This is a genomic window from Frigoribacterium faeni (assembly GCF_011761235.1).
Lineage (GTDB): Bacteria > Actinomycetota > Actinomycetes > Actinomycetales > Microbacteriaceae > Frigoribacterium > Frigoribacterium faeni_A.
Genome location: NZ_JAAOYW010000002.1, coordinates 980632 through 1006435 on the forward strand (window position 1 = coordinate 980632; position 25804 = coordinate 1006435).

The 25804-nt window shown below is 75.8% G+C and carries 32 protein-coding genes and 1 tRNA gene; 18 read left to right on the top strand and 15 right to left on the bottom strand.

Features of this window, described 5'->3' with window-relative positions:
• Positions 1-22 precede the first annotated feature (22 nt).
• The 3 genes from FHR78_RS11105 to FHR78_RS11115 all read right to left on the bottom strand — a co-directional run bounded on the left by FHR78_RS11105 (position 23) and on the right by FHR78_RS11115 (position 1756).
• Positions 23-196, bottom strand: a complete 174-nt coding sequence (locus FHR78_RS11105) for a CsbD family protein (protein ID WP_123548416.1) — start codon at positions 194-196, stop codon at positions 23-25.
• Between the two features lie 232 nt (positions 197-428).
• Positions 429-1433, bottom strand: coding sequence for an aldo/keto reductase family protein (locus FHR78_RS11110; RefSeq protein ID WP_166760527.1), 1005 nt, complete (start codon positions 1431-1433; stop codon positions 429-431).
• Positions 1434-1603: 170 nt separating this feature from the next.
• Positions 1604-1756 carry a hypothetical protein gene (locus FHR78_RS11115; RefSeq protein ID WP_166760528.1) on the bottom strand — a complete coding sequence of 51 codons (153 nt, stop codon included), beginning with the start codon at positions 1754-1756 and terminating at the stop codon, positions 1604-1606.
• Between the two features lie 154 nt (positions 1757-1910).
• On the opposite strand from FHR78_RS11115, the gene FHR78_RS11120 reads away from it, so the two are divergent.
• Together FHR78_RS11120 and FHR78_RS11125 are read left to right on the top strand one after the other, a co-directional pair.
• Positions 1911-2108 (top strand): hypothetical protein, encoded by a 198-nt coding sequence (locus tag FHR78_RS11120; protein ID WP_166760529.1) that lies wholly within the window; start codon positions 1911-1913, stop codon positions 2106-2108.
• Between the two features lie 9 nt (positions 2109-2117).
• The gene (locus FHR78_RS11125; protein WP_166760530.1) at positions 2118-2357 is read left to right on the top strand and encodes a hypothetical protein; all 240 of its coding nucleotides are present in this window, start codon (positions 2118-2120) and stop codon (positions 2355-2357) included.
• Between the two features lie 24 nt (positions 2358-2381).
• On the opposite strand, the gene FHR78_RS11130 is transcribed toward FHR78_RS11125, so the two are convergent.
• Entirely contained in the window at positions 2382-3032 is a 651-nt protein-coding gene (locus tag FHR78_RS11130) for a hypothetical protein (RefSeq protein WP_166760531.1), read from the bottom strand.
• 81 nt (positions 3033-3113) lie between these two features.
• Here FHR78_RS11130 and FHR78_RS11135 point away from each other — a divergent pair, with 81 nt between their 5' ends.
• The gene (locus tag FHR78_RS11135; RefSeq protein WP_166760532.1) at positions 3114-3584 is read left to right on the top strand and encodes a hypothetical protein; all 471 of its coding nucleotides are present in this window, start codon (positions 3114-3116) and stop codon (positions 3582-3584) included.
• 43 nt (positions 3585-3627) lie between these two features.
• Positions 3628-4191, top strand: coding sequence for a GNAT family N-acetyltransferase (locus FHR78_RS11140; protein ID WP_347878155.1), 564 nt, complete (start codon positions 3628-3630; stop codon positions 4189-4191).
• An 83-nt stretch (positions 4192-4274) separates the two neighbouring features.
• On the opposite strand, the gene FHR78_RS11145 is transcribed toward FHR78_RS11140, so the two are convergent.
• Positions 4275-5096 (bottom strand): ornithine carbamoyltransferase, encoded by an 822-nt coding sequence (locus tag FHR78_RS11145; RefSeq protein WP_166760534.1) that lies wholly within the window; start codon positions 5094-5096, stop codon positions 4275-4277.
• Positions 5097-5238: 142 nt separating this feature from the next.
• Positions 5239-6195 (bottom strand): GNAT family N-acetyltransferase, encoded by a 957-nt coding sequence (locus tag FHR78_RS11150; RefSeq protein ID WP_166760535.1) that lies wholly within the window; start codon positions 6193-6195, stop codon positions 5239-5241.
• Positions 6196-6329: 134 nt separating this feature from the next.
• Here FHR78_RS11150 and FHR78_RS11155 point away from each other — a divergent pair, with 134 nt between their 5' ends.
• Together FHR78_RS11155 and FHR78_RS11160 are read left to right on the top strand one after the other, a co-directional pair.
• The gene (locus FHR78_RS11155; protein WP_166760536.1) at positions 6330-6596 is read left to right on the top strand and encodes a hypothetical protein; all 267 of its coding nucleotides are present in this window, start codon (positions 6330-6332) and stop codon (positions 6594-6596) included.
• A gap of 82 nt (positions 6597-6678) precedes the next feature.
• Positions 6679-6837, top strand: a complete 159-nt coding sequence (locus FHR78_RS11160; protein WP_166760537.1) for a hypothetical protein — start codon at positions 6679-6681, stop codon at positions 6835-6837.
• Between the two features lie 64 nt (positions 6838-6901).
• Here FHR78_RS11160 and FHR78_RS11165 read toward each other — a convergent pair whose 3' ends face one another.
• The gene (locus FHR78_RS11165; RefSeq protein WP_166760538.1) at positions 6902-7234 is read right to left on the bottom strand and encodes a gamma-glutamylcyclotransferase family protein; all 333 of its coding nucleotides are present in this window, start codon (positions 7232-7234) and stop codon (positions 6902-6904) included.
• Between the two features lie 104 nt (positions 7235-7338).
• Complete coding sequence (locus FHR78_RS11170; protein WP_166760539.1) at positions 7339-7536, bottom strand: hypothetical protein; 198 nt, start codon at positions 7534-7536, stop codon at positions 7339-7341.
• Positions 7537-7689: 153 nt separating this feature from the next.
• On the opposite strand from FHR78_RS11170, the gene FHR78_RS11175 reads away from it, so the two are divergent.
• Positions 7690-8736 carry a dipeptidase gene (locus tag FHR78_RS11175; protein ID WP_166760540.1) on the top strand — a complete coding sequence of 349 codons (1047 nt, stop codon included), beginning with the start codon at positions 7690-7692 and terminating at the stop codon, positions 8734-8736.
• Between the two features lie 111 nt (positions 8737-8847).
• Here FHR78_RS11175 and FHR78_RS11180 read toward each other — a convergent pair whose 3' ends face one another.
• Positions 8848-9732, bottom strand: coding sequence for a DUF2231 domain-containing protein (locus FHR78_RS11180; RefSeq protein WP_166760541.1), 885 nt, complete (start codon positions 9730-9732; stop codon positions 8848-8850).
• A 184-nt stretch (positions 9733-9916) separates the two neighbouring features.
• Complete coding sequence (locus tag FHR78_RS11185; protein WP_166760542.1) at positions 9917-10399, bottom strand: hypothetical protein; 483 nt, start codon at positions 10397-10399, stop codon at positions 9917-9919.
• A gap of 180 nt (positions 10400-10579) precedes the next feature.
• Here FHR78_RS11185 and FHR78_RS11190 point away from each other — a divergent pair.
• The 6 genes from FHR78_RS11190 to FHR78_RS15440 all read left to right on the top strand — a co-directional run bounded on the left by FHR78_RS11190 (position 10580) and on the right by FHR78_RS15440 (position 15612).
• Positions 10580-10650, top strand: a tRNA-Gly gene (locus tag FHR78_RS11190).
• Between the two features lie 4 nt (positions 10651-10654).
• Positions 10655-12112 (top strand): sugar porter family MFS transporter, encoded by a 1458-nt coding sequence (locus tag FHR78_RS11195; RefSeq protein WP_347878156.1) that lies wholly within the window; start codon positions 10655-10657, stop codon positions 12110-12112.
• Between the two features lie 221 nt (positions 12113-12333).
• Positions 12334-13104, top strand: a complete 771-nt coding sequence (locus FHR78_RS11200) for an alpha/beta hydrolase (protein WP_166760543.1) — start codon at positions 12334-12336, stop codon at positions 13102-13104.
• A gap of 170 nt (positions 13105-13274) precedes the next feature.
• The gene (locus FHR78_RS11205; protein ID WP_166760544.1) at positions 13275-13901 is read left to right on the top strand and encodes a hypothetical protein; all 627 of its coding nucleotides are present in this window, start codon (positions 13275-13277) and stop codon (positions 13899-13901) included.
• 162 nt (positions 13902-14063) lie between these two features.
• Positions 14064-14534: a GNAT family N-acetyltransferase gene (locus tag FHR78_RS11210; RefSeq protein ID WP_166760545.1), complete on the top strand. Its 471-nt coding sequence runs from the start codon at positions 14064-14066 to the stop codon at positions 14532-14534.
• 193 nt (positions 14535-14727) lie between these two features.
• Complete coding sequence (locus FHR78_RS15440) at positions 14728-15612, top strand: DUF805 domain-containing protein (protein ID WP_208393063.1); 885 nt, start codon at positions 14728-14730, stop codon at positions 15610-15612.
• A gap of 131 nt (positions 15613-15743) precedes the next feature.
• Here FHR78_RS15440 and FHR78_RS11220 read toward each other — a convergent pair whose 3' ends face one another.
• Both FHR78_RS11220 and FHR78_RS11225 read right to left on the bottom strand, forming a co-directional pair.
• On the bottom strand, positions 15744-17435 hold the full coding sequence (locus FHR78_RS11220) for an ATP-binding protein (RefSeq protein ID WP_166760546.1): 1692 nt from the start codon (positions 17433-17435) through the stop codon (positions 15744-15746).
• Complete coding sequence (locus FHR78_RS11225) at positions 17432-18100, bottom strand: response regulator (RefSeq protein WP_166760547.1); 669 nt, start codon at positions 18098-18100, stop codon at positions 17432-17434. The genes FHR78_RS11220 and FHR78_RS11225 overlap by 4 nt, the downstream gene beginning before the upstream one ends.
• 170 nt (positions 18101-18270) lie before the next feature.
• Between FHR78_RS11225 and FHR78_RS11230 the strand changes: the two genes are divergently transcribed.
• The 3 genes from FHR78_RS11230 to FHR78_RS11240 all read left to right on the top strand — a co-directional run bounded on the left by FHR78_RS11230 (position 18271) and on the right by FHR78_RS11240 (position 20961).
• Entirely contained in the window at positions 18271-19059 is a 789-nt protein-coding gene (locus FHR78_RS11230; RefSeq protein ID WP_166760548.1) for a hypothetical protein, read from the top strand.
• 433 nt (positions 19060-19492) lie between these two features.
• Positions 19493-19792: a hypothetical protein gene (locus FHR78_RS11235; protein ID WP_166760549.1), complete on the top strand. Its 300-nt coding sequence runs from the start codon at positions 19493-19495 to the stop codon at positions 19790-19792.
• A 332-nt stretch (positions 19793-20124) separates the two neighbouring features.
• Positions 20125-20961 carry a GDSL-type esterase/lipase family protein gene (locus FHR78_RS11240; protein WP_166760550.1) on the top strand — a complete coding sequence of 279 codons (837 nt, stop codon included), beginning with the start codon at positions 20125-20127 and terminating at the stop codon, positions 20959-20961.
• 113 nt (positions 20962-21074) lie between these two features.
• On the opposite strand, the gene FHR78_RS11245 is transcribed toward FHR78_RS11240, so the two are convergent.
• Positions 21075-21914 carry a ZIP family zinc transporter gene (locus FHR78_RS11245; protein WP_166760551.1) on the bottom strand — a complete coding sequence of 280 codons (840 nt, stop codon included), beginning with the start codon at positions 21912-21914 and terminating at the stop codon, positions 21075-21077.
• 173 nt (positions 21915-22087) lie between these two features.
• Between FHR78_RS11245 and FHR78_RS11250 the strand changes: the two genes are divergently transcribed.
• Complete coding sequence (locus tag FHR78_RS11250; protein WP_166760552.1) at positions 22088-22303, top strand: hypothetical protein; 216 nt, start codon at positions 22088-22090, stop codon at positions 22301-22303.
• A 67-nt stretch (positions 22304-22370) separates the two neighbouring features.
• Here FHR78_RS11250 and FHR78_RS11255 read toward each other — a convergent pair whose 3' ends face one another.
• Positions 22371-23582, bottom strand: coding sequence for a multidrug effflux MFS transporter (locus tag FHR78_RS11255; protein WP_347878157.1), 1212 nt, complete (start codon positions 23580-23582; stop codon positions 22371-22373).
• A gap of 226 nt (positions 23583-23808) precedes the next feature.
• On the opposite strand from FHR78_RS11255, the gene FHR78_RS11260 reads away from it, so the two are divergent.
• Entirely contained in the window at positions 23809-24456 is a 648-nt protein-coding gene (locus FHR78_RS11260) for a GNAT family N-acetyltransferase (protein ID WP_166760554.1), read from the top strand.
• Positions 24457-24577: 121 nt separating this feature from the next.
• Here FHR78_RS11260 and nhaA read toward each other — a convergent pair whose 3' ends face one another.
• Positions 24578-25783, bottom strand: a complete 1206-nt coding sequence (gene nhaA, locus FHR78_RS11265; protein ID WP_166760793.1) for a Na+/H+ antiporter NhaA — start codon at positions 25781-25783, stop codon at positions 24578-24580.
• Positions 25784-25804 lie beyond the last annotated feature (21 nt).

The window sequence follows — 25804 nt, forward strand, 5'->3', positions numbered from 1 at the left end:
GAGAGCCCGGTGCCCCGGTGGATCAGTGCTGGTCGCCGTCCTTGGCGCGCTCGGTGGCGAGGCGGTCCTCGCTCATCGACTTGTCCTTCTGGCCCTGCGCGGTGAGCTCGGCGTCGTCGGTCTTCTTGCCGACGGCCTCCTCGACGTGTCCGGCTGCCTTCTGCACTGCGTCCTTGGCCTTGTCTCCGATGGACATGCGGTTCCTCCTCCTGCTGAGTCCCGGGATGTCCCGGCTGTGCCGTGGACGGTAGCCCCGCCCGACCGGGTGCGACCGCCGTCCGGCAGACACACAGGGAAGACACAACGACCCAGGAGGCGGTCGGCCCGTCGCCGGCAGACGGCCCGGTCGGGTCGAGTGGTCGGCCCCGGTCTCGGGGAACGGCCCCGGGGACCGATGGTGACCACTCGGCTCCTCCGGCCGCGGCGGCCTAGGCCCCGCGGCCCGCCGGCATCTGCGTCTTGCGCGGGTCGGTCTCTGCCAGTCCCGAGAAGACCGCCTCGATCTTCGCGAGCACGTCGGCCTCGAGCACCACGCCCGACGCCGCCGCGTTCGACTCCACCTGCTCGGGCCGGGAGGCGCCGATGATCGCCGACGCGACGTTCTCGTTCGACAGCACCCACGCCAGCGAGAGCTGCGCCTGCGTGAGGCCGAGGTCGTCCGCGATCGGCCGCAGCTGGGCGACGGCGTCGAGCACGTCGTCGCGCAGCCAGCGCTCGATCATCGAGGCGCCGCCCTTCTGGTCGGTGGCGCGGCTGCCCGCGGGCAGCTCGGCCCCCTTCGTGTACTTGCCGGTCAGCACGCCCTGGGCGACGGGGGACCAGACGATCTGCGAGATGCCCAGCTCCTTCGAGGTCGGGACCACCTCCTCCTCGATGACCCGCCAGAGCAGCGAGTACTCGGGCTGGTTCGAGACCAGCTGGACGCCGAGGTCGCGGGCGAGCGCGTGGGCGTCGCGAAGCTGCTCGGCGTTCCACTCGGAGACCCCGACGTAGAGCACCTTGCCCTGGCGGACCAGGTCGGCGAACGCCTGCATCGTCTCCTCGAGGGGGGTCTCGACGTCGTAGCGGTGCGCCTGGTAGAGGTCGACGTAGTCGGTCTGCAGCCGCCTCAGCGAGCCGTTGATCGACTCGGTGATGTGCTTGCGGCTGAGGCCGGTGTCGTTGTGGCCCTTGGGGCCGGTCGGGCCGTAGACCTTGGTGGCGATCTCGAGCGACTCGCGGCGCTCGCCCTTCAGGGCCTCGCCGAGGACGGTCTCGGCCTGGGTGTTCGCGTAGACGTCGGCCGTGTCGAAGGTCGAGATGCCGACGTCGAGGGCGGCGCGCACGCAGGCGGTCGCCGTGTCGTTCTCGACCTGCGAGCCGTGCGTGAGCCAGTTGCCGAACGTGAGCTCGGAGACCTTGAGGCCCGAGTTGCCGAGGTACCTGAATTCCATGGGTGCGCTCCTGTCGAGGCGCGCAGCGGCGCGCGCCGCACCCGACGGTACGCCCCGCCGGCGCCGGCCCGGCCCTGGCCCCGGCCCTGGACGGCGAGAGGCCCCGATCCGACCCCCGCGGGTGCGGGGACGTCGGATCGGGGCCTCTCGGAGAGTGCGAGGGAGCCGGGTCAGGCCTTGTCGGCGTCCGAGTCCTTGTCGTCGTCGACGAGGCCGGGCTTCGACCCGTCGGCGAGCTCCTCCGTGTGCTGGGCCTGCTCGTCGGTGATGTCCGTGGAGCCGTCGGGGGCGGTGTCCGGTGTGGTGTCGTCGTGATCGCTCATGCGGGCGACGATACGCCGCCCGGCGGCGGGCAGCCCGGCAGGCCCGGCCCAGCCCGGCCCGGCTGCTCCGCGCCTCCTCCGCGATCGCGTGGTTCGCTGGGGGAGCGCGTCCCGACGTCGCGCCCAGCCTGCGCCCACCGCCCCCGGAGGACCGATGAACGCCCTGCCGTACGTGCTCGTCGTGATCGGGTTCGCGGGCTTCCTCAGCGGCATCGTCTACGAGCTGGTGCACCACGAGCGCGACGGCGGCCCCGTCTACCAGGGCCGCAAGCACATCGTGTTCCCGTGGGTCATCGCGTCGTGGCTCGTCTTCGGCGTCGGGTTCGCGATGCTGGCGATCGAACGAGCGTAGGAGGACACGATGGACACAGGGCGATCACGGATGCCCGAGGCGCCCGGCGGCGTCGTCGGGGCGTGGTTCAACGTGCTGGTCTGCACGGCGATCGTGGTCGCGGCCCCGATCTACGCGGTCACGACGGGCGTGTCCGGCGCCGACCTCGTGATCGCGCTGGGCGTCGTGGCGGTCGGCATCGGGCTCGAGGTCTACTTCGTCCGGGCACTGCTGAGTCAGCTGAGGAGGCGCCGCGAGCGTCGCGAGTGACGGTCACGTGAGCTCGCCCCCGCGTCAGACGGGCGCGAGCGCCGAGTCGAGCACGACGACGTCGGCCCCGTAGAGCTCGTCGGCCCGCCGCTGCAGGGAGCCGTCGTCGAACACGACGCCCACGTGCACCCGGCCGGCCTCCTCGCCGACCGTGAGCACCGCCTCCTCGGTGTCGGCGTCGGCCACGTAGTCCTGCAGGGCCCGGTCGACGGCCGGGGCGTTCGCGGGGTCGGCCGGCGGGAGGGCGATCGGCGCGTCGACGACCCTGTCGGGGTCGGCCGCGACCGGGGTGCGGGTCAGGGTCAGTGCGCTGCCGTCCCAGGTGCCGACGACGTCGAAGTCGCCCCAGGTGACGCCGCCGGAGGTCTGCGCCCCCTCGACGGCGGACCAGTCCCAGCCCTCGACCGCCGGCCCGCCGCAGGTGGGCGGGTACGACTCTCCGACGGCGCCGAGGCACAGCGCCGGCTGGTCGCCCCGGTCGAGGACCGTCGTGGTCGCCGCGAGCTCGCCGACGGAGCCAGGCGAGGCGGGTGGGGCGGACGATCCGGGTGAGACGGGCGTGGCGGTCGCCCCGGGCGTCGAGGGAGCCGCGAGCGGTGCGCCCTGGGCGGCGCATCCTGTGAGGGCGAGGACGCCTGCGGCTGCGACCGCCGCCGCCCTGTGACCGATGCTCATGCACCGATGGTGCCGGGGCCGGGGCTCGCCGGTCAACCACCGTCCTTGACGCGCGGGCCGGGGTCGTGGTCAGCTGCCCCCATGCGCGAGACGGCGAGCGTCGGCACGAGGGCGGGCACGGCACGTGCCCGGGCCCGGGCGCTCGCCGGTGCGTTCTCGCTCCTGCTCGTGGCGACGGCGGCCGGCTGCAGCTCCGTCGACGGGGGAGGCGCGGCCGCCTCGTGCGCCGTGAAGGAGATCGTGCTCGGCGACTCCGACCTCCGACCCGGCGGGCACGTGCAGCTCAGCGTCGACTGGATGACCGCTCGCTGCGAGGACACCGGGGGCACGAACCAGGCCGCCGAGGACGTCGACGTCACCCTCACGTCGACCGCCGGCGCGCAGCGGTACCTGCTCGGCACGGTCGAGGCCGCGAGCGGCTCCCGCTTCACCGTCGAGGGCACCTTCGACCTGCCCGACGACCTGGCCCCAGGAGGCGCCGTCCTCGTCGTCCGGTCCGGCACCGGCGAGCAGACGGGCGCCGAGCTGCCGATCGAGGTCGCGGCGGGCTGACCGGCTCACAGCATGCCGACCGGCTCACGGCAGGATGGTGCTCGTGCCCAGCTCGCCCACGCCTTCGCCCACGACCACGGAGCGCCTGACGCTCACCCGCCCCACGCCCCGGGACCTGCCCGAGCTCCACGACCTGCACTCCGACCCCGAGACGTGGCGGCACCTCCCGTCCGCGCGCCACACCACGCTCGCGCAGACGCAGGAGCTCGTCGAGGGCTACCTCGCCGGGTGGGAGGCGAAGGGCCTGGACGTCTGGGTGCTCCGTGACACGGCCACCGGCGCGCTGGTCGGCATGGGCGGTCCGAGCCTGCGCGGCGGGCTCGCCTGGAACCTCTACTACCGGCTGACGCCGTCGGCGTGGGGGCACGGCTACGCCCAGGAGCTCGTCGCGGCCACACGCGCCGCCCTCTCGGAGACGGGACGCGACCTGCCCCTGGTGGCGCGCCTCCTCGAGCACAACGAGGGGTCGCGTCGCACGGCCGAGCGTGCCGGCCTCGAGGTCGTCTGGCGCGGCCACGACGCCGGCAACCCCGACCCGGACGCGGTCCGGCTCGTGTTCGCCGACCGCCCGCTGAGCGAGGCGGCGCTGCGGGTGTTCAGCAGCTAGGCCGGGCCGGGCCGGGCCGGGCCGACGCGCAGGTTCGCCTGCCCGGCCCGCGCGCTCGCCGCGCAGGCTCGCCCGCCCGCCCGTCAGGACAGGCCGAGGCAGGACGCCAGGACCGCCTGCTGCACCGGCAGCAGACCCGCCTTGCCCCCGTGGCCGACGAACGCCGGGTGCGCGAGGGCGTCCGCGCTCACCTCGCGCCCGCGGACGAAGGGCGGACACGGGGTGAAGCGCACCCCCTCCGGGGCCGTGTCGAGCAGGGCCGCCGTGATCCGGTAGGGAGCGAGCAGCTGTTCGTGCCGGCCCGGCCCGTCCGTTACGACGACGTCGGCGGAGCGGATCGCCGTCGCGAGGTCGTCGGTGGTCCGGGCGCCGGGGGTCTCGAGCCCAGCCGGGCAGCACTGCACGAGGTCGAGCCCGAGCGCCCGGGCGGCCTCCTGCCAGGCCCGCGAGATGTTGCCGTCGGCTCCGACGAACAGGTACCGCAACGACTCGAGCTCGCTGCCGCGCCGCAGCGACCAGAGGTCGGAGAGCACCTCGCAGGGGTGGTTCTCGGCGGTCATGGCGTTGACGACCGGGACGGCCTCGGCGGCGGCGAGCCCCGCCAGGACGGCCAGGTCGGGGTGCCGCGCGACGACGACGTCGGCCCAGACGCCGAGGTACCCGGCGACGTCGCCGAGGGCCTCGGACTTGTCGAGGGTCGTCTCGGGCAGCACGATCGGCTGCATCCCCATCAGCGAGGCGCCCCGCTCGAACGTCACGCGCGTGCGCAGGCTGGTCGGCGGGAAGAACATCACGGCGCACCCGCTCGTCACCGGCCCCCGACCGTCGCCGTACGCGTCGGCGAGGGCGAAGACGTGGGCGATGTCCGAGGCCGACCAGTCGTCGAGCCGGATGAGGGAACGCATCGTGCCACCGTAGGAGGTGCGGCGCGGCCTGGGTGCGCCCGACACGTCCCGCGGGCCCGCGGCCTGGGCGCCCGCGGCCGACGAACGCCGGGTGCGCGAGGGCGTCCGAGCTGACGTCGCGTCGGCGATCGGCGGTCTGCGGCTACGGCATCCCCGGCCAGCCGTCGGGCGTGATCCAGACGAGGGACGAGACGACCCCGCGCCCGCTCGCGACCGCGTTGCGCAGCGACGGGGCGTTGTCGGGGTGGACGTGGCCCCAGAGCACGTCCGAGGCGCTGGCCGGGAGCCGCCGCGCCAGGTGCCGGAGGACGGCGGGGCCGTACCCGCGCCCTCGGTGTTCCGCGTCGAGGGCGATCTCCTCGACCACGAACCCGGTCGAGCCGTAGGCGTCCTCGCGCACGGACGCGACGACGCCTGCGGCCCGGCCGTCGACGACGACGTCGAACAGCGGGTCCTCGTCGTCGGCGTCCTCGAGCTGGTCGGCGTCGGCGGGTGTCGCCCAGTCGGCCAGGCGCGGAGTCGTGCGCCGCGCCTCCTCGTAGATCTGCGCGACGCGCTCCGCGGCCTCGTCCGGCGTGGTGCGGACGAGCTGCACCGCGTCGGACCGGGGGCCGGGCTCGTGCTCGGTCATCCGGGCGACCGGGCCGGCGACGACGAGCTGGTCGGTCACGGCGGTGAAGGGGCCGGCGAGGGCGGCGGACCGGGCGTCGCCCGGCAGGTGCACCCTCAGGCACAGCGGCGCGAAAGGCTCGTAGTGCGGCAGGACCCCGGCGAGCTCGGCGATGCCCTCCGCGTCGGGGCCGACGTCCGTCGCGATGACGTCGACGAAGGGCGCGGCCACGTCCCGGCCGCGGAACCGGATGCCCGTGACCGCCCACCTGCCGGACTCGAGCTCGATGCGGCGGTTCGCCCAGAGCAACGGGTCGGCGACCGGGAGCCCCACCGCGTCGCGCACCCGCCCGCCCCACGCGGCGTCGCCGACGAGCGCGAGGCTCGGCTCCGCCCACCTCGCCAGGTCGTCCCGCCAGGACGGGTTCACCGTGGCGACCCGCGGGGGCGTCCACGTCTCGAGTGCGGCCAGGATCTCTGCGTCGATCATCCCCGCCGACGCTAGGGGCAGCGGCCGAGCGAGCGCAACGGCCCGGGGTCGGGGCGGCCGGGCGCCGGGAGTCGCCGGGGCGGGCGCGACGGCGGCGCCGCGCGTCGCCCGCGGATCGGTGTCAGGATGCCCCCGTGCAGTCCCCCGCAGCTCGGAGACGCCGACGCCTGGCCGTCGGCCTCGTCGTCGCCGGCATGGTGACGATCGCCGCTCCGGTGCTCGTGGCCTCCGTCGCGCCGGGGATCGGATGGGCGGCGTGGATCGCCCGCTCCCTCCCGACGATTCTCATCGTGGCCGGGATCGTGGTCTGGTACCGCGCCGACAGTGTCTTCGACCGCGGCTTCGACCCCGATCAGCGGAGCCACGGCGACGACGACGGCGACGCCCCGCACGCCCGCTGACGGGTGCCGGACGCCGGGTGCCGGGCCCCGGCCGCGGCGATCCACGCTGGCGCCGGAGCACCCCGTCGGGCATGCTCCTCTCATGAGCGACCACGAGGCACTCCCGCACGCGCGCCCCGTCGAGGCCCGTGTCGTGGTCGAGCGTCCGTCGCCGTGGCTGCCCGTCCGGTCGATCCTGGTGAACCTGGTGCTGATCGGCGTCGGCGGCGGCCTGTTCTGGTTCGTCGTCGACCGGCTCTAGGCGAGCTCGTCGACCGGCTCTAGGCGAGCTCGGCGTCCGGCTCAGGCGCACTCGCCGCCCGGGCTCACCGGGGCAGGTACACCCAGGCGTCGCGCCCCGACACCAAGGAGGCGGCGGCCCGGCGGTAGGACACGCGCTCGTAGTGGTCGGCGGCTGCCAGCTCGTCCGGCGTGAGGTCGAGCGCGACGCCCTGCACCACGTCGTCGTCGGCCCCGGGACGGAGCGCAGGGTGCACCTCCTTGCCGCTCGTCGCGATCACCTCGGGGTCGACGATCCGCAGCTCGCCCACGACCCAGCCCGCGAGGGCGTCGGGGACGGTCGGGACGACCCGGCCGAAGAGGGCCCGCTGCACCTCGGGCAGCTGCAGGGTCCCGAACGAGAAGACGACGTCTGACATGCACCACACCGTAGCCAAGGAGGCGCTGGTGCCGTCACCCTGGACGGCCGGCCACGACCGTGCGCACGTCGCGTCAGGGCCGCGCCCCGCGGACCAGCGAGTCCCTACCGCGCCGAGGAGGTCGGCGTCGACCCGAACGCGAGCTTGCCGTTCCAGACGTCGATGCCCAGGGCGAACAGGGTGAACAGCACCTTCACGATGACCGGCTGGTCGAAGGCCACCCAGAAGGTCACGACGAGGGCCACGCTGGCGACGACGCTGAGCACGTAGACGACCCGACCGACGGGCGTGTTCAGCTTCATCCGTCGATCATGCCCGCGGGAGGCGCCCCGCGCTCGGTCGTTCGCCGGCGGAACACCTCGTTCGCCGCACTGCACCCCGTTCCATCGGGGTGTAGTGCGGCGAACGGGGTGCAGCGGCGACGGCTCGGGAACGCCTGGCGATACGGTCGGCGCATGACCTTCGACGAGACCCCCTTCCCGGTGATCGACGGGCACAACGACCTCCCCTGGGAGCGCCGGGAGGCCTACGGGTCGGGGGTCGAGGGCATCGACGCCGAGACCGGCACCCTCCACACCGACATCCCGAAGCTGCGCGCGGGCGGCGTCGTCGGCCAGTTCTGGTCGGTGTTCGTGCCGGCCGACGAGCCCGACCCCGTCCGGACGACCCTGCAGCAGATCGACCTGGCGCACCGCATCGTCGACCGGTACCCGGACGACCTCGCCTTCGCCCGGACCGCCGCCGACGTGCGCTCGGCCGTGGCGTCCGGCCGCATCGCGTCGCTGCTCGGGGCCGAGGGCGGGCACTCGATCGGCGACGACCTGGCGGTGCTCCGCGTCCTCGCCCGGCTCGGGGTCCGCTACATGACCCTGACGCACAACGACGACACTCCCTGGGCGGACTCGGCGACCGGGGCGCACCCGCACGGCGGCCTGACCGACCGCGGTCGCGAGGTCGTCGCCGAGATGGAGCGCATCGGCATGCTCGTCGACCTCTCGCACACCTCGCCGGCCACGATGCGCGACGCCCTCGACGTCGCCACGCAGCCCGTCGTCTTCAGCCACTCCTCGACGGTCGCCGTCGCCGACCACCCCCGCAACGTCCCGGACGACGTCCTCCGCCGGCTGCCCGACAACGGCGGCGTCGTGATGATCACCTTCGTGCCCCAGTTCGTCTCGCGCGACTACGCGGACTGGCTCGAGGCAGGGTCCACCGAGGAGGCGCCTCCCGTGTCGGTCTCGGACGTCGCCGACCACGTCGACCACGCCCGCGACGTCGCCGGTGCGGCGCACCTCGGCCTCGGCGGCGACTACGACGGCACCCCCGTGCTGCCGCCGGACCTGCGCGACGTGTCGCGCTACCCCGTCCTGGCCGCCGAGCTGCGCCGGCGCGGGTGGAGCGCCGACGACCTGCGCGCACTGGCCGGGGGCAACGTGCTCCGCGTGCTGGAGGCGACGGACGCGCGCTTCACCGCGGCGGCGCCGTCAGCGCCGGCCCGCTGAGACGGCGACACCCCGTTCGCCGCACCACACCCCGATCTTTCGAGGCGTGGTGCGGAAAAGGGGGTGTAGCGCGGGCGGCGCGGCGCGGCGCGGCAGCGCGCGCAGCGCGCCTCAGCCGGCGTTCGGCAGGCGCACCTCGACGGCCCCGTCGACGACGCGCGTGTCGAACACGGGCTGCGGCGAGGTCGCCGGGCCGTGCACGACCTGGCCGGTGCGCATCGAGAAGACGCTGTCGTGCCACGGGCACGAGACGCAGGCCTCGCCCGGACGCCCCGCGTCGAGCACGACCTCGCCCTGGGAGAGCGGCCCCGACAGGTGGCTGCAGACGCTCGAGAGCACGTCGACCTCGTCGCCGCGGCGCAGCGCGACCAGGGGCTCGCCGTCGACCTCGAGCGCGGTGAGCTCGCCCTCGGGCAGCGCGTCGAGCCGCGTCACGGCGTGCCAGCCGGGGCTCACGAGGTGCGGGACGTCCTCGGCGTGGTTCGCCCCGAGCGCCTGCCGGTAGGCGAGGTGCCCGCCGATGAACCCTCCGAGCCCGACGGCCCCGAGCCCCGCCAGCCCGAGCAGCTTCGCGCTCGCCTGTCGGCCCCGCACTCGCTGCAGGTACGAGGCCCCGTAGAGCCCCGTCGCCACGAGGTTCGCGACGGAGTGCACCAGGCCGGTGCGCTTCTGCTGCTCGTGCGCCGCGGCCCAGTCGACGAAGCCGGCGAGGGCGGCGGGCGCCACGGCGAGCACCCCCACCCCGACCAGCGCCTGCGACGCCTTCTCCTGCCCGGGCATGAAGTCGAGCACGGCCGAGCTGATCCACGCGCCCGTCGGCACGAGGACGAGCACCGGGTGCAGGGGGTGGCCGGCCGGGACGCCGTGCAGCAGGTCCTTGAGGCCGCGCGGCCTGACGACCGCGTCGACGACGCCGGCGACCCTGTCGATCAGCGGGTCGAGCCCGGACGCGTTCTCGACGGCGGTCAGCGCCTCGACGATGCTGAGTTCTCGCATGGCTGCTCCTCTGGCGCGGGCTCCCGTGCCCGCCCGCGGTCGTGGTCGCGGTGATCTGCCGAGTGTCGTCCGCGGGAGCACGTGCGGGCCGTTCCGCACCAGGGGGTTGCGCACGGGGTGCGCGACGTGTGAAGCAGGAGGCGCGGGTCGGCCTGCGAGGACCGGCCCGCGCCTCCTTCGCTCGCTAGCGGGCGGTCTCGCCGGCGTCCGCGATGCAGCTGAGGGCCTGCTGGCCGGCGTCGGACTCCTCGGCGGTGGACGCGTCGGACGCGACGGGCCACGTCGACGACGACTGCGCGTCGTCGTTGACCGACTCGAAGGTGCCGTCGAACTCGTCGGACTCGACGTCGCCGGTGGTGGTCCACAGGCCCACCGTGTCGCTGAGGACGTTGTTCTCGCCGACCGGCGCCGCGACGTACCAGGTGCCGTCGTCCTCGCGGGCGTAGGCGAGCAGCACGTCGTCGTCGACCTCGTCGCCGAGGGCGTTCAGGGCGCTGTCGAGCACGCGGGTGCAGTCGACCTGGTTGGCCTGGGCGGGGCTGGTCGCCGTCTTCTGGTCGCCGGGCACGTCGCCGGCCGGGTCGACGACCTGGGCGCCGCCCGTGCACCCCGTCAGCGGCAGCAGCATGAGGGCGGCGAGGGGGAGCAGCGTCTTCTTCGTGATCATGGGGCGACCGTACGGCGAGGGGAGCCGGGCCGTCCGCATTCACAGCAGGTCGTGCCCTGCGGCCGCCTGACCGGGGTCGGCGGGCGGGCGGAGACCCGGTGAAGAGGACCGGACGAGGAGGTGCGGGTCGCTATAGTGGGGACGTCCCGCTCTCGAGCGGACCGGCCGCCTGGCGGCTGCGCGAGTGTAGTTCAATGGTAGAACTCCAGCTTCCCAAGCTGGTAGCGCGGGTTCGATTCCCGTCACTCGCTCCCCGTGACGACATCACCTGCCGCCGACAGCGGCCCAGCGACAGACCGCGCCCGACACGACGACAGTGCCGCGCGCCGCCCCGCCCTGCCCGCGCTCACCCGCGGCCCGCACAGCCGCCGCCTGGGCCGCGTCGCGATCGTCGCCACCTTCGGCGGCCTGCTCTTCGGCTACGACACCGGAGTCGTCAACGGCGCCCTCGACTCGCTCGAGCAGGGCCTCGGCCTGACGCCGGCCACCGAGGGCGTCGTGGTCTCGGCGATCCTCGTCGGCGCGGCCGTGGGCGCGTTCTTCGTCGGGCGCGTCTCCGACGCGATCGGCCGCCGCCCGACCATCCGGGCGCTCGCCGTCCTCTTCTTCGTCGCCGCCCTGGCCTGCGTGGTCTCGCCGACGTGGGAGTTCCTCGCGGCTGCCCGCTGCCTCCTCGGCGTCGCCGTCGGCGGGGCCTCGGTGACGGTGCCGGTGTTCCTCGCCGAGCTGGCGCCCACCGAGCAGCGCGGCGGCCTCGTCAGCCGCAACGAGCTGATGATCGTCTCGGGGCAGCTCGCCGCGTTCACCATCAACGCCGTGATCGGCAGCGTCTGGGGCCAGCACGACGAGGTCTGGCGGTTCATGCTCGCCGTCGCCGCGCTGCCCGCGATCGCCCTCTTCGTCGGCATGCTGCGCGTGCCCGAGAGCCCCCGCTGGCTCATCTCCAAGGGCCGCGACGACGAGGCGCTCGCCGTGCTGCGGCAGATCCGCGCCCACGACCGGGCCGACGCCGAGATGGCCGAGGTGCGTCAGCTCGCGGCCCAGGGCCAGGAGGCGGCACGGGCCCGCCTGCGCGACCTCGTCGCCGCGCCGTGGCTGCGGAGGGTGCTCGTGGTCGGCGTCGGACTGGCGATCGCCCAGCAGCTCACCGGCATCAACTCGATCATGTACTACGGCACGCAGGTGCTGCAGCAGTCCGGCTTCTCGCAGTCGGGCGCGCTCGTCGCCAACGTCGGGGCCGGCGTCGTCGCCGTCGCGGCCATGCTCGTCGCCCTGCGGGTCATCGACCGCGTGGGCCGCCGCACGATGCTCATCGTCGGCTTCGCGGGCATCGCCGTGTTCCACCTGCTGATCGGGCTGTCGTCGGTGCTCGTGCCCGAGGGCACCGCCCGGGCCGTCGTCGTGCTGGTGTTCGTGATCTGCTTCGTCGGCACCATGCAGGGCACCATCGGCCCGCTCGTCTGGCTGATGCTGTCCGAGATCTTCCCGCTGCGACTGCGCGGCGTCGGCACGGGGGTCACCGTGCTCGTGCTCTGGTCGACGAACTTCCTCGTCAGCCTCACGTTCCCGATGCTGGTCGCCGGCATCGGCATCTCGACGACCTTCTTCGTCTTCGCGGTGCTGAACGCGGCCTCGCTCGTCTTCGCGATCACGCGCGTGCCCGAGACGCGCGGCCGCTCGCTCGAGCAGCTCGAGGAGGAGCTGCGCGGCTGAGGCGCGGCGCTGCGGGCTGTTGCCGCCTGCTGCCGCCTGCTCGAGGGCGGGTGTTCCGGGCCGAGGGCGGGTCGGCGGCGACCCGCCCTCGGCCCGGAAGACCCGCCCTCGGCTCGGCTCGGGCCCTTGCCCGACCCGCACGGGGCTCGTAGGTTCAGGGCAGGCCGTCGGCGTCCTCGGGCGCGGCGGACGGACCTGCCCGCCCCCTGGAAGGACCCTCGATGGACATCCTCTTCGTGCACGGCGCCCTGGTGCGCGACGGCCAGTGGTGGTGGCGGCCGACCGCCGAGCTGATGGAGGCGCAGACCGGCGTCCGCAGCCGCTCCCTGGCCCTGCCCTCGTGCGGCGAGCGACCGGCCGACGGCCGCCGCGACACGAGCATCGGCGCGGGCGCGGGCGCGGGCGCGGTCGCGGGCGCGGACACCGCCCCCGACGCACCCGCGACGGGCCTCGTCGCCGACGCCGCCGCCCTGCGCCGGCTCCTCGACGAGACCGACGAGGCGATCGTGGTCGCGCACTCCTACGGCGGCACCGTCCTGGCCGAGGCCGGTGCGCACCCGGCCGTGGCGCACCTCCTGCTCGTCTCGTCGTACCTGCCCGAGGTGGGGCTCTCGCAGGGAGCGGTCATGGGCGGCGAGGCCGATCCCGTGCGCATCGCCGACGCGGGCGACGGACGCCTCGGCGTCGCGGGCTACGACGCGGACTCGTTCGGGGCGCGGTTCCTGCAGGACGGCACGCCCGAGCAGCAGCGCGAGGCCTTCCGCCGCGTGACGACGCAGGACGCCGCCTCGTTCGGGACGCCCACCACCCGGGCCGGCTGGCAGGGCGTCGACTCCACCTACCTCGTCTGCGTCGACGACCGCAGCACCTCCGTCGCCCTGCAGCGCGAGCACGCCGCGCGTGCCACGCGCTCGGTCGACCTGCCCACCGGGCACCACCCCTTCGTCACCCGGCCCGACCTCGTCGTCGAGCAGCTGAGGGCGTTCGTGTGAGCGCGGCGGACCGCGGCCGCCCGACCGACGGGCGGCGCGCGAGGACCGAGGCCGAGGAGGCGGGCGCCGGCCGGGCGGGGACGTCCGGCCCCCAGGGCCCGCCGACTCCGCAGGCTCCGCTGGCCCCGGAGGCTCCGCTGACGCCGGCCCCGGCCCCGGCCCTGACCCCGATGTCGGGGTCGACCCGCACGACGCTGGTCGCCGGCGTGCTCGTGGGGCTGTCGGCGGTGCTCGCCCTCGTCGGCCTGGCCGCCGCCTCCTCGCTGCTGCACACCGCCGGGCCCCTGCTCGCGCTCGCGGGAGCGGTGCTGCTCGTCGTGGGCGTCCGGGGCGAGACCGGGCTCGGGCGGGTCTCCGCGCTCGCGTCGGCGGGGATCGTGCTGCTCTTCGTGCCCGACGTCGTCGGACAGGCGCTGTCGTCGACCGTGCGGGAGCTCGGGCCCGACGGCGGTGCCCAGGTGCTGCTCACGGCGCTCGCCGTGCTGCGTCTCGCGTCGCTCGCGGTCGCCCTCGCGGCGGTCGTCGTGGTGCTGCGCCGACGGCTCCTCGAGCCCTGGGCACGGCGGGCCCTGGTCGCGGTGGTCGCCGTCCGGGCGTTCTTCGCCGTGCTCTCGTTCGTGCCGTCGGTCACGCTGGAGCTCGCGGTCGTCACGGCGCGCGTGGACCTGCTCGTCCCCGTGCTGCTGCTGGCGCTGGGCGTCGCCCTGGCGCTGCACGGACGGGGCGACCGGGTGCGCGCGCGGACCGGTCGCGGGCTCGAGGCGTGGCGGTCGAGCACGGACGTCGTGCGCCGCTGACCGCGGTCGCCGAGCTACGGCCGACGCGACGCGGCAGGGCCCGCGCAGTGCGGCCCGTGCGGCAGGGCCCGTGCGGCAGGCCCCGTGCGGCAGGCCCCGTGCGGCTCGGGCCGCCCGGCGGGACCCGGTCTGCGACGATGTCGTGAGAGCGAGAGGACCCGCATGACCTGGCAGATCGAGGTCGTCCCGTACGACCACCCGGAGGCCGACGAGCTGCGCCGGGCGCAGCGCCGCGAGCTGGACGACCGCTACGGCAGCGACGACCACGAGCCGGGCACGCCGCCCAGTGCCGACGACGTGCCCGTCTTCGTGGTCGCGAGGACCGCCTCCGGCGCCGCGGTCGCGTGCGGGGGGCTCCGTCCGCTGCCGGACGAGGTCGCCGGACCCGGCTCCGTCGAGGTCAAGCGCATGTTCGTCGACCCCTCCGCCCGCGGCTCGGGGGTCGCCGCCGCGGTGCTCCGAGCCCTCGAGGAGGAGGCGCGCGGCCTGGGCGCGCACCGCGTCGTCCTCGAGACGGGCACCCTGCAGCCCGACGCGATCCGGTTCTACGCCCGGGAGGGGTACGAGCAGGTGCCGCTGTTCGGGGCGTACGTCGGGAGCGGCAACTCGGTCTGCTTCGGGCGCGAGCTGTAGCCCCGGCTCGAGGGCGGGTGTTCCGGGCCGAGGGCGGGTCGGCGGCGACCCGCCCTCGGCCCGGAAGACCCGCCGTCGGCGGCTCGAGCGCGCGTGTGCGTGCGAGCGACCGCGTGCTGCCCGGCGGGCGCGGCGTCCGGGCCGGCCGCTACTCTGGGCAGGTCGCGAGGGGCGACGGATCGAGGGGGACGACATGACCGACGCACGAGACCACGAGCAGCACGGCGACGCGGGGCAGCAGCCGCCGGCGGGGGCTCCGCCGTACGGGCAGGCGCCGGACGGGCAGGCGCCGTACGGGCAGCAGGCTCCGGGGCAGTCCCCGTACGGGCAGTCTCTCTCCGGGCAGGCGCCGGACAGACACGCCCCTCACGGGCAGGCGCCGGACGAGCAGTCCCCGTACGGGCAGCCGGCCTTCGGCCAGTCTCCCTCCGGCCAGGCGCCCTCCGGCCAGGCTCCGTACGGGCAAGCGCCGTATGGGCAAGCGCCGTATGGGCAGGCGCCGTACGGCCAGGCGCCCTATGGGCAGGCGCCCTACGGCCAGGCGCCGTACGGCCAGCCTGCCTACGGCCAGCCGCAGCAGCCCTGGGCGACGCAGTCCGCCGGGCTGCCGCCGGGGGTGTCCCCGCGTCTCGCGGACGGGAGGGTCCCGCTGTGGGCCCCGCTCTACGACGCCGGACTCGTCGAGTCGGTCAAGCGCTACGTGCGCAAGTACGCGGACTTCACCGGCCGCGCCAGCCGGAGCGAGTACTGGTGGGTCGCACTCGCCTCGACCGTCGTGTACCTCGGGCTGGGCCTCGTCGGGGCGATCGCCGGCATCCCCGGTGCGACCGTGCACGCCGACGGCTCGTCGGATCCCGGCCCCGGCTTCTTCCCGTTCACCATCCTGCTGGCGCTGATCTTCTTCGCCACGATCGTGCCGAACCTCTCCCTCGGGGCGCGGCGGCTCCATGACGTGGGCCTGAGCGGGTGGCTGCTGCTGCTCGCCATCGTCCCGTACCTCGGCAGCCTCGCGCTCTTCGTGCTGTCGCTGCTCGGCCCGAAGGCCGTCGGCGCCGACTACGACCGACCCCGCCCGTAGCGCCGGCGCCGGCGCGGCCGCGCCGCGCCCCCGCTCGAGGGCGGGTGTTCCGGGCCGAGGGCGGGTCGGCGGCGACCCGCCCTCGACCCGGAAGACCCGCCGTCGGCGGGTGAGCTGCCGCGCAGGCCGGGTCAGCGCGGCAGCGTGAGCCGGAACACGGCTCCGCCCCCGGCAGGCGGCTCCTCGCACACGAGGTCGCCGCCGTGCGCCCGCGCGATGCCGCGGGCGATGGGCAGGCCCAGGCCCGCGCCTCCGTCGCCGGTCCGCCGGGCCTCGTCGAGCCGCACCAGCCGGTCGAAGACGCGCTCGCGGTCGGCCTCCGGCACCCCGGGACCGTCGTCGGCGACGAGCACCGCCACCTCGTCCGGCGCGGAGCCGTCGATCGTCAGCAGCACCGAGCCCGTGCCGCCCGTGGCCCGGGCCGCGTTGTCGACCAGGTTTCCGAGCACCTGGGCGAGCCGCCCGGCGTCCCCGCGCACGACGACCGCACCGGCACCGCCCGCACCCGCGCCGCCCGGCGCACGAGCACCGGCACCGGCACCGCCCGCACCCGCACCTGCCCCGCGCCCCGCCACCCGCAGCGCGAGCCCCGGCCGGCGCAGCCGCTGGCCCTCCACGACCGAGGCGACCAGCGCCTCCACGTCCACGGGCGCCACGTCGAGCTCGAGCCCGCGGTCGACGCGGGCCATCAGCAGCATGTCGTCGATGAGGCGCGAGGCCCGGGCCGCCTCCCGCACGACGTGCACGGCGAGGCGCTCGCGCTCGCCGGGGTCGACGTCGCCCGCAGACCGGACGAGCGTGTCGGCCGCGGCGCGCATCCCGGCCACGGGCGTGCGCAGCTCGTGCGCCGCGTCGGACACGAACGCCCGCACCCGCTGCTCGGCCTCGAGCGCGGTCCGCTCGGCGGCCAGGGCCGTCCGCTCGGCGTCGAGCGCGATCCGCTCGGCCTCGAGCGCGGCCCGTTCGGCCCCCTCGACCCCGTCGAGCATCTCGTCGAACGCGACGGCGACGCGGCCGATCTCGGTCGACTCGTTCGCCGGCCGCAGCCGCCGCCCCCGGTCGCCGCTCGCGATGGAGCGCGCCACCGACGTCATCCGGTCGAGCGGCCGCAGCGTCGCCCGCACGACGAGCACGAGCCCCGCCGCCGCCGCCACGAGGAACACCGCCGACGCTGCCACCATCACCCAGCGCAGCTGCGTCAGCGTCTGCCCGACCGAGCTCGAGTCGGCCGTCAGGGTGATCGTCGACCCGTCGCTGAGCTCGCTCACGAGCGTGGTCACCTCGTCGTCGGCGGTCACGCTCGACGAGGTGACGGTGACGTCCGAGGAGGCGCCCGCCGCGTCCTGCCCCGGGGTCGGGGCATCTGCGGTGGCGTCGCCGGTCGCGGCGTCGGTGCCCGCGCCTCCTGCGCCCCGGCCCGGTCCGGCCGGCAGGCCGTCGCCGAGGGCGGGCGGCCCCGCGCGCAGCTCGTCGGGGGAGGGGCCGGCCACGATCGCCCCGCCGTCGGCGTCGCGGATCACGACCGAGAGGCCCTGCGCCGAGAGCCGGTCGGCCAGGTCGTCGCCGTCGACGGTGCCGACGAGCGCCGCCGCGGCGGAGGCCCGGTCGCGGAGGCGGTCCTCGACCTGGGCGCGGAGCCGCTGGCCCAGCGTCGCCTCGACCGCGACGGCCAGCCCCGCCAGCAGCAGGGCGAGCAGCACGAGCACGGCGACGACGGTCCGGGCGCGCAGCGAGCCCGTGCGGAGGCGCGGCGCCGCCGGGTCGGGACCGGTCTCGGGTGCCCGGCCCGCGCCTCCTCGGCTCGGCCCGACCGCGTCGCTCACGCGCTCATCCGGTAGCCGAGGCCGCGCACCGTGTGGATCAGCCGCGGGCCCTCACGCTCCATCTTCTTGCGGAGCGAGCTGAGGTGCACCTCGACGAGGTTGGGGTCGTAGTCGTCGTAGCCCCACACCTGCGTCAGGATCTGCGTCTTCGAGACCGTCCGCCCCCGGCTCTCGGCGAGGAACGTGAGCAGGCGCTGCTCGGTCGCGGTGAGGTCGAGCGCGACCCCAGAGCGGGTGGTGACCGCCGCCTCCGGGTCGACGACCAGGTCGGCCACCTCGATGACGGCGGGCACGCGGCCGCGGCGGCGCAGCACGGCGGTGATCCGGGCCAGCAGCTCGGCGACCGAGAACGGCTTGACGACGTAGTCGTCGACGCCCTCGGCGAAGCCCCGGAGGCGGTCGTCCAGCTCGTCACGCGCCGTCAGCATGACGACGGCCGCGTCGCTGCTCGTGCGGACGGTCGCCGCGAGGCGGATGCCGCTCGCCCCGGGCAGCATCCAGTCGAGCACGACGAGGTCGGGGACGAACGCGCGGAGCGCCTCCGGCAGCTCGGAGCCGTCGGGGAGGCCGCGGACGGCGAAGCCCTCCGCGCCGAGGGCGGCGACGACGGACGAGAGCAGGGCAGGGTCGTCGTCGATCACGAGGACGCGGGCAGGGGAGATCACCGCCAGGACGGTACGGGGCCGAGATGCGCCGCCGCCGCCGGTCGCCTATGGAACCGCTGGGTGCCCCGGCGACTTAAGCGCTGCTTCAGGTGCGCTGCCGAGGTTGATCACAGCGGCGGACGAACGATCCGCACCACCTCCACCCCTCATCCCACTCGTCAGGAGACGACATGAACGACCAGCAGAACCCCTACGACGGCAGCGGCACGGGAGCCGGCGACGGCGACCGGCACCGCGACGGGCGCGACGGACGCGACGCGTCCGGGGCACGGGACGCCTTCGGGGCGCCCCGTCAGGACGACCCGACCCGCGAGCTGCCCGTCGCGTCCGGCGTCGCGCCCGGCGTCGCTGCGCAGCAGGAGGCGCCCGTCTCGGGTCGCCGTCGGGTCTCGAAGCGACTGGCGCTCGGCCTCGGAGTGGCCGCGGCGGGGCTCGCCCTCGTCGGCGGCACCGCGGCCGTGGCGTCGTCCGGCGGCGGCGCGAGCACGCCCGTCGCGGCGACGTCGAGCGCGTCGCCCAGCGCCGGGGCGGACTCGGGCTCGGGCTCGGGGTCGGACGAAGGAGGCGCGGGAGACTCCCCCAAGGAGGCCGCCCCCACGCCCCCCGGCTCCGACTCCTCGGGGTCGCCGTCGACGGATGCGCCCGCGGCTCCCGCCGCCCCCGGCGACGAGGCCGACGGCGACGCCCCCGCCGGTCCGCTCGCGGGCGGCCCCGGCTGCGCCCCCGGCGCCGCCGGCGACGCCCCCGCGCCCGGCGACGCCCCCGCGCCCGGCGACGCCCCCGCGCCGGGCGCGGACGGCGCCGACGGCGCCGACCGCCCCACGCCGCCGGCCCCGCCGGCCGGCGCCCCCGCGCCCGGCGAGGACGGCGCCGACCGCCCCACGCCCCCGACCGACGCGCCCACCCCGCCGACGGACGCCCCGTCCGCGCCCGCCGACGAGTCCGCCACCGGCAGCTGACGCCGCCGGCGCCGCCGCCCCGCTCCCCAAGAACCCCGGAGTGGGGGGGGGGACCCCCCGCGGGGGGGGGGGGGGGGGGGGGGGGGGGGGGGGGGGGGGGGGGGGGGGGGCCCCGCCCGGGCCCCCCCCCCCCCCCCCCCCCCCCCCCGGGGCGCCCCCCCCCCCCCCGGGTGGGGGGGGGCCCCCCCCCCCACTCCGGGGTGTTCGGCCGTGCGGCCGCCGCCGCGCCGGGCCGCCCCCGGCGCCGCACCGCCCCGAGACACCGGCGAGTGAACGGGACACCGCCCACTGACTCGGTGTTCCGTTCACTCGGCGGTGCCCGGCGGCGGGGCGGAGGGTGCGGCGGTGCCCGGCGGCGGCGGGGGCGGAGGGCGCGGGCGTGTGCCTCCTCCTGGGACTGGGGGAGCCGACCCGCGCCTCCTACGCTCCAGACGTGTACGCCGAATTCGCTCCCCTGTCGCCCATCTACTCGGTGGCCGACGTCCTGGTCGTCCTGATCTGGCTCGCCGTCGTGGTCCTGAACGTCTGGGCGGCCGTGCTGGTCATCAGGGTCTGCCGGCGGTACCTGGCGCGGACCGATCCGCGATCCGAAGGGGTGCTCGGCCGACAGCCGCTGCCGAACGCTGCGCCGCTCGTCGGCGGCACCTGGGCGCGGGTCGGCGCAGGCGTGGTCGTCCCCGCTCTCGGCATCGGCGCGATCGGGGTCGCGCTGACGCTGCTCGCGATGCTCTGAGCCGCATCGCCGCCGCCGTCGCTGCCGGTGCGCCGCGCTGCCGCACCCTTCCCCCTCCGACACCGCCGAGTGGACCATCCACCGCCGTAGTGGGCGGTGTTCCGTTCACTCGGCGGTGTCGGACGGCGGGGGAGGCGCGGGCCGGGCAAGCAGGCGCGCGTGCCGGGCGGGTGCACGGCAGGCGCCGAGCACGCAGACAGGTCCGTCTGTCCGCAACGCGAGTGCTCGCCCGCCGAGCCTCGACACCTGCATGCGGGCGCATGTACCGTCGGGATGCGCCACCGCGCCACCGCCCGGGACGGAACCCGGCCCAGCACAAGCCAGGACGGCCCATGCCCACGCTCCGAGCCCGCACCGCAGAGACCCTGCTCGCGGTCGCCCGCCCCTACCTCGCCGTGCACCTCGGGGTGCTCGGCCTCAAGATCCGCCGCGCGCCGTTCCCCCGGGACGCCGTCGTCGCGACCGTCCCCGGCCCGGCCGCCGCGCGCCTCCTCGTCGTCGGCGACCTCGCCGCGTCCGGCTACGGCGTGCTGCTGCACGGCATGGCGTTCCCCGCCCAGCTCGCCGGAGCCTGGTCGAGCCGCACCGGCCGCGGCTGCAGCTGGCAGACGATCGCCGACCCCCTGATGACCGTGCGCCGGGCGGCCCACCACCCCGACCTGCGCCGCTCAGCCGAGGGCGTCGACGCCGTGGTGGTCGCGCTCGGCGTGCCGGACGTGCTGCAGCTGACCTCCGGCGACGACGTCGAGGGCTCCGTCGCGCGTCTGGTCGCCCGGGTCCGCGCAGCCGCGGGCCGCGACGTGCCGGTGCTGCTGGCAGGGGTGCCGCCGATGACGAAGTTCCAGGGGCTGCCGCCGGCCGCCTCCCGCCTGATCGGATCGCAGATGCGTCGTGTCGACGACGCCCTGCGCCGGGTCGCCGCGCAGCACGACGGCGTCGACTTCGTGGCGTTCCCCCCGTGGAGCGTCGACGGCACCCTCCGCCGCGCCTTCTCGTTCCGCGCGATGCACCGCGGCTGGGCGCTCGGCGTCGCCGCCCGGCTCGAGCTGCCGCTGACCGGCCCGGGACCCGAACCGACCCCGGGGGTCGTGCCGCAGGCGGAGCAGGTCGCGAAGGAGGCGGCGGTCCCGCCCGACGCGACCGGCGCCTCCCTGACGCTGGCCGCCTAGACCCCCTCGGCCCCGGCTGGCCTCGGCGGCCCCGACCGGCCCCGGGCTCGGCGGGGCCCCGCCGCGCCCTGCCCGGCTCGGCTCGGCTCGCGCTCAGCCGGCCCGGCCCGCGCTCAGCCGACCTGGTGCACCGCGTAGCTCGCGACGAAGCCGAGCACCGTGACGAGGCCGGTGAGCGTCTGCGCCTTGCGGAACGCCTCCGGGATCATCGTGTCGCAGATCATCGCGAGGATCGCCCCGGCGGCGAACGCCATGACGAACGACTGGGCCCCCTCGGGCACGCCGCCGAGCAGCGCGTAGCCGCCGAGCGCCGACAGCGCGCACACCACCGCGATGCCCGACCAGAGGCCGAACACGTAGCCGGCGCCCCGGCCGGACTGCTTCAGGTCGGCGGTGCTCGACATCCCCTCCGGGAAGTTCGAGATGATCACGGCGACGAGCACGGCCACGCTCAGCGAGCCGCCTCCGGTCAGGCTGACGCCCTGCACCGCCGTCTCGGGCACGCCGTCGAGCAGGGCTCCGAGGGCGATGCCCAGGCCGGTGCCGCTGGCGGCGGCGGCCGCCCCGGCTCCCGAGCTGCCGCCTCCTCGGCTCTCGGTCCCGGTCCCGGGGTTCTTGCTGTCGCTGCCGTGGGCGTGCGCGTCCGCCCCCTGCCCGTGCCGGCGGTGCCGCTTGTGCCGGAAGCCGCCGTGCTCGAGCAGCTGGTCGAGCGCGACGTAGACGAGCGCGCCGGCGACGAAGCCCGAGATGGTCGGCACGAAGCCCCCGCTGCTCGTCGCCTCGTCGACGAGGTCGAAGGCCAGTGCCGAGATGAGCACGCCGGCGCCGAACGCCATCACGAGGGCGACGACCTCGCGCGGCACCTTCACGAACCATGCCACGAGGGAGCCGACGACGAGCGAGAGGCCGGACAGCAGACCGGCGAGGCCGGCGAGGAGGAGCGGTGAGGTCACGCGGTCCGGTGTACTCCCCGAGGGGCGCGATCCGTACCCCGATCCGGGCAGATCGGGGGCCGCCCGGCAATACAGCACCCCCCGTTCGGGGCGCAACCCCCTGGCCGAGATGCGTCCCGGTGCCTAACCTCATGAGCGACCGAGCGGTCCCCACCTCGAGGAAGGAACCGACGATGAGCGTCTACGAATCGGACCCCCGCATCGCCCCGGCCTCCATCGGGACCTACCCGAAGCGCCGTCGCCCGGTGACCGTGCTGCCGCCGCTGCAGCCGCGGCCCGTCGAGGCCCGCTACGTCGACTTCTTCGAGGGCGAGGGGCGCACCCCGGTCGGGCTGCCGACGGCGCTCGAGGACGAATCGTCCGTCGCCGCGTTCTCGTCGGCTCGCTGAGGTCGGCGGCTCGGCTCGTCGCGGTCGGCCGTCCGCCGAGCTGGTCCGCCCCCGCTGACCCGGACCCTCAGCTCGACCGCGACCGCGACCGCACCGCCAGCTGCACCGCCAGGCCGACGCCGACGAACGCCGTCATCAGCCCGCCCATCACGAGGGCGGTGCCGCCGAGCGCCCCCGCGAGCGGCGTCGCCAACCCGCCGAGCCCGAACTGCAGCCCGCCCTGCAGCGCCGCGGCGGAGCCCGGCCAGCGGTGCCCGAGCGCCTGGGTCAGGGTGATCGACCCGGGGATGACGAACCCCCAGCCGGCCGTCACCAGGGCGAGCGCGGGCCAGACGAGCGCCGGGCCGACGCCGGTCGCGGCGCCGACGAGCACGAGCGCCGACCCCGTCGTGCAGGTGACGAGCCCGACCGTGTAGAGGGAGTCCTCGGCGAACCGCCCCACCAGCCGGCGGAACAGCAGGGTCGACAGGATCATGCACGACGCGTTCGACGCGAACACGAGGGTGTAGCGGAGCTCGCTGAAGCCGTACTGCTCCTGGAACACGAACGACGACGTCGAGATGTACGAGAAGAACCCGATCGTGGCGGCGCACCCCGTGACGAGGTACCAGCGGAACCGCGGGATCCGCAGCAGCTCGCCCATCCGGCGACCGGCGGCGCCCAGCGACGCCCCGGACCTGGAGGCGGCGGGCAGCGTCTCCGGGAACCGCACCGCCGACAGCAGCGTCAGCAGCAGGCCGAAGACCGCGAGCACGACGAACAGCGAGCGCCAGGCGGCGACGGTGAGCACGACCCCGCCGACGAGCGGGGCGACGACGGGCCCGAGCGAGTTGACGACCGCGAGCGACGCGAAGAGCCGGCTGCGGCGGGTGCCCGTGGTGCTGTCGCCGACCATGGCGCGTCCGGCGATGCTGCCCGCGGCGCCGCCGAGGCCCTGCAGCACGCGGGCGACGACGAAGGTGGTCGCGTCGGGCGACAGGGCGCAGGCCACGGAGGCGACGGTGAAGAGGGCCGTGCCGAGCAGCAGCACCCGGCGTCGGCCGATGCCGTCGCTGAGCGGGCCGATCACGAACTGGCCCAGCGCGAAGCTGACGAGGAACGCCGTCAGGCTGAGCTGCGCGACCGCCGTCGACGTGTCGAGGTCGCGGGCGATGGCCGGCAGGGCCGGGACGTACATGTCGGTCGCGAACGGGGAGATGCCGACGACGAGGGCGAGGAGCGTGACCGACGACCGTCGGCGGGTCCACGAGGAGGCAGGGGTCGCGTCGTCGTCGTCCACCTGACCGACGCTAGTCGTCCGACGGGCCGGCCCGCGCCTCCTGCGTTCTCGCCCGGGTGCGTCCTCTCGTCGTTCAGGACGCATGCTCCTGAATGAGGAAGATGCCTCTCGCGATTCAGGAACGCGGCGCGGGCCGCTCCTGGACCGTGCACGGTCCAGGACTCGCAGTCCCCGCGTCGCGCGGATCAGGACTCATGTTCCTGAATGAGGGAGGGAGGATGGAGGCGTGACGACGACCGCGCGCCCTGTCCCGATCCGCACCGACCGCCTCCTGCTCCGGGCGTTCGAGCTGGCCGACGGCCCGGCCCGGCTCGCCTGGCAGAGCCGCCCCGACGTGGCCCGCTGGCTGATGCGCGACCCGCTGGACGCGGTGAGCGTGCTCGTCGGCATCCGGCGCGGACAGGAGGGGCGGCTCGCCGAGGCGGACGACCGCCTCCTGTTGGCCGTCGCCCGGCTCGACGACGGCGTGCTCGTCGGCGAGGTGAGCGCCCGGCTCGACGACGTCGGCTCGGGCCAGGTCGAGGTCGGCTGGGTCTTCGACCCCGTGCACTCCGGCCGGGGGTACGCGACGGAGGCGGCGGCCGCGCTGGTCGAGGAGCTCTTCTCCCGGCACGGCGCGCACCGCGTCTTCGCCCGCCTGCTCGAGGGGAACGACGCCTCCGAACGGCTCTGCCGGCGGCTGGGCATGCGGCGCGAGGCGCACCTGCGCGAGAACGAGCTCTGGCGCGGCGAGTGGACGTCCGAGCTGGTCTACGCCCGGCTCGCCTCCGACCCGGTGCTCGGTGGGGCCGCCGGCGCGACGACCGCTGCCGCGGTCCCCGGCGCGACGACCGGTGCGGGGGCGGGCGAGTCCGTCGCGGACGGGCCGGCGTGACGGACCGCCGACGACGGACCCGCCCGCCCAGCCGCTGAGGCGGCCGCCCGCCTAGGCGCGGCGCCGGCCGCCCGCCCAGCCGCGGTGCCGGCCGCCGGCGCGCAGGCCGCAGCCGCCCAGGTCAGGCGGCCCGGGCGCGCTGACGCGCCCGCACGGTCAGCACCGCGGCGCCGATCAGCGCCGACACCAGCGAGCCGACGAGCACGCCGACCTTGACGACGTCGTCCTGCTCGCTGCCGGCGCCGAAGGCGAGCTCGCCCACGAGCAGCGACACGGTGAACCCGATGCCCGCGACGAACGAGAGGCCGACGACGTCGGGCCAGCGCAGGCTCGGGTCGAGCCGGATCCCGGGGAGGCGCGTCACCAGCAGCGACGACACGGTGATGCCGATCGACTTGCCGAGCACGAGCGCGAGGACGATCCCGAGCGCGACGCTGTCGGTCAGCGCGTCGCGCAGCCCGGAGAGGCCGCCGACCGTGACCCCGGCCGAGAAGAACGCGAACACGGGGACGGCGAGGCCCGACGAGATCGGGCTCCAGCGCTCGGCGAAGTGGTGCGTGAGGGCGTGCCGCTCGACGTGGCCGTCCGCGCCGACGTGGTCGACGCCCGCCCGGCGGGTCGCGATCGCGGGCACGAGCAGGCCCAGCACCACGCCGGCGATCGTCGCGTGGACGCCGGACGCGTGCACGAGCGCCCACGCCACGACCCCGAGCGGGATCAGCAGCCACCACGAGCGCACCCCGCGGCGCACGAGCAGGGCGAAGGCCGCGAACGGCACGAGCGCGGCCAGCAGCGGCAGGAAAAGGATGCCGGAGGTGTAGAACACCGCGATGATCGTGATGGCGAGCAGGTCGTCGACGACGGCCAGGGTCAGCAGGAACGTGCGGAGCGCCGGCGGCAGCCGCTTGCCCACCACCGCGACGACGGCCACGGCGAACGCGATGTCCGTCGCGGCGGGGATCGCCCAGCCCTGCAGGGCGTCGCCGCCGGCGTCGAGGTTGACGAGCGTGTAGATGACGGCGGGCAGGGCGACCCCGCCGAACGCGGCCGCGATGGGCAGCGCCGCGGCGCGCGGGTCGCGGAGCGAGCCGGCCACGAACTCCTGCTTGAGCTCGAGCCCGACGACGAAGAAGAAGATCGCGAGCAGGCCGTCTGCTGCCCAGGCTCCGACGCTGAGGTCGAGGTGCAGCGCCGCGGGCCCGAAGGTCGTGTCGCGCACGGCGCCGTACCAGTCGGCGGCGGGGGTGTTCGCGAGCACCAGCGCGAGCACCGTGGCGGCGAGCAGCAGCAGCCCGCCGGTGGTGTCGCGGCTGACGAAGCGGGCCAGGCGGGCGCCGCGGCCGACCGG

What these genes read in the sequence shown, in the direction of transcription:
- FHR78_RS15440 (WP_208393063.1), top strand. Translation starts at nt 14,728, where the DNA reads ATGACCGACGCACGAGACCACGAGCAGCACGGCGACGCGGGGCAGCAG.
- FHR78_RS11120 (WP_166760529.1), top strand. Translation starts at nt 1,911, where the DNA reads ATGAACGCCCTGCCGTACGTGCTCGTCGTGATCGGGTTCGCGGGCTTC.
- FHR78_RS11125 (WP_166760530.1), top strand. Translation starts at nt 2,118, where the DNA reads ATGGACACAGGGCGATCACGGATGCCCGAGGCGCCCGGCGGCGTCGTC.
- FHR78_RS11150 (WP_166760535.1), bottom strand. Translation starts at nt 6,195, where the DNA reads ATGATCGACGCAGAGATCCTGGCCGCACTCGAGACGTGGACGCCCCCG.
- FHR78_RS11240 (WP_166760550.1), top strand. Translation starts at nt 20,125, where the DNA reads ATGCCCACGCTCCGAGCCCGCACCGCAGAGACCCTGCTCGCGGTCGCC.
- FHR78_RS11170 (WP_166760539.1), bottom strand. Translation starts at nt 7,536, where the DNA reads ATGAAGCTGAACACGCCCGTCGGTCGGGTCGTCTACGTGCTCAGCGTC.
- FHR78_RS11180 (WP_166760541.1), bottom strand. Translation starts at nt 9,732, where the DNA reads ATGCGAGAACTCAGCATCGTCGAGGCGCTGACCGCCGTCGAGAACGCG.
- FHR78_RS11110 (WP_166760527.1), bottom strand. Translation starts at nt 1,433, where the DNA reads ATGGAATTCAGGTACCTCGGCAACTCGGGCCTCAAGGTCTCCGAGCTC.
- FHR78_RS11115 (WP_166760528.1), bottom strand. Translation starts at nt 1,756, where the DNA reads ATGAGCGATCACGACGACACCACACCGGACACCGCCCCCGACGGCTCC.
- FHR78_RS11185 (WP_166760542.1), bottom strand. Translation starts at nt 10,399, where the DNA reads ATGATCACGAAGAAGACGCTGCTCCCCCTCGCCGCCCTCATGCTGCTG.
- FHR78_RS11250 (WP_166760552.1), top strand. Translation starts at nt 22,088, where the DNA reads ATGAGCGTCTACGAATCGGACCCCCGCATCGCCCCGGCCTCCATCGGG.
- FHR78_RS11230 (WP_166760548.1), top strand. Translation starts at nt 18,271, where the DNA reads ATGAACGACCAGCAGAACCCCTACGACGGCAGCGGCACGGGAGCCGGC.
- FHR78_RS11130 (WP_166760531.1), bottom strand. Translation starts at nt 3,032, where the DNA reads ATGAGCATCGGTCACAGGGCGGCGGCGGTCGCAGCCGCAGGCGTCCTC.
- FHR78_RS11165 (WP_166760538.1), bottom strand. Translation starts at nt 7,234, where the DNA reads ATGTCAGACGTCGTCTTCTCGTTCGGGACCCTGCAGCTGCCCGAGGTG.
- FHR78_RS11160 (WP_166760537.1), top strand. Translation starts at nt 6,679, where the DNA reads ATGAGCGACCACGAGGCACTCCCGCACGCGCGCCCCGTCGAGGCCCGT.
- FHR78_RS11145 (WP_166760534.1), bottom strand. Translation starts at nt 5,096, where the DNA reads ATGCGTTCCCTCATCCGGCTCGACGACTGGTCGGCCTCGGACATCGCC.
- FHR78_RS11200 (WP_166760543.1), top strand. Translation starts at nt 12,334, where the DNA reads ATGGACATCCTCTTCGTGCACGGCGCCCTGGTGCGCGACGGCCAGTGG.
- FHR78_RS11205 (WP_166760544.1), top strand. Translation starts at nt 13,275, where the DNA reads ATGTCGGGGTCGACCCGCACGACGCTGGTCGCCGGCGTGCTCGTGGGG.
- FHR78_RS11210 (WP_166760545.1), top strand. Translation starts at nt 14,064, where the DNA reads ATGACCTGGCAGATCGAGGTCGTCCCGTACGACCACCCGGAGGCCGAC.
- FHR78_RS11135 (WP_166760532.1), top strand. Translation starts at nt 3,114, where the DNA reads ATGCGCGAGACGGCGAGCGTCGGCACGAGGGCGGGCACGGCACGTGCC.
- FHR78_RS11105 (WP_123548416.1), bottom strand. Translation starts at nt 196, where the DNA reads ATGTCCATCGGAGACAAGGCCAAGGACGCAGTGCAGAAGGCAGCCGGA.
- FHR78_RS11175 (WP_166760540.1), top strand. Translation starts at nt 7,690, where the DNA reads ATGACCTTCGACGAGACCCCCTTCCCGGTGATCGACGGGCACAACGAC.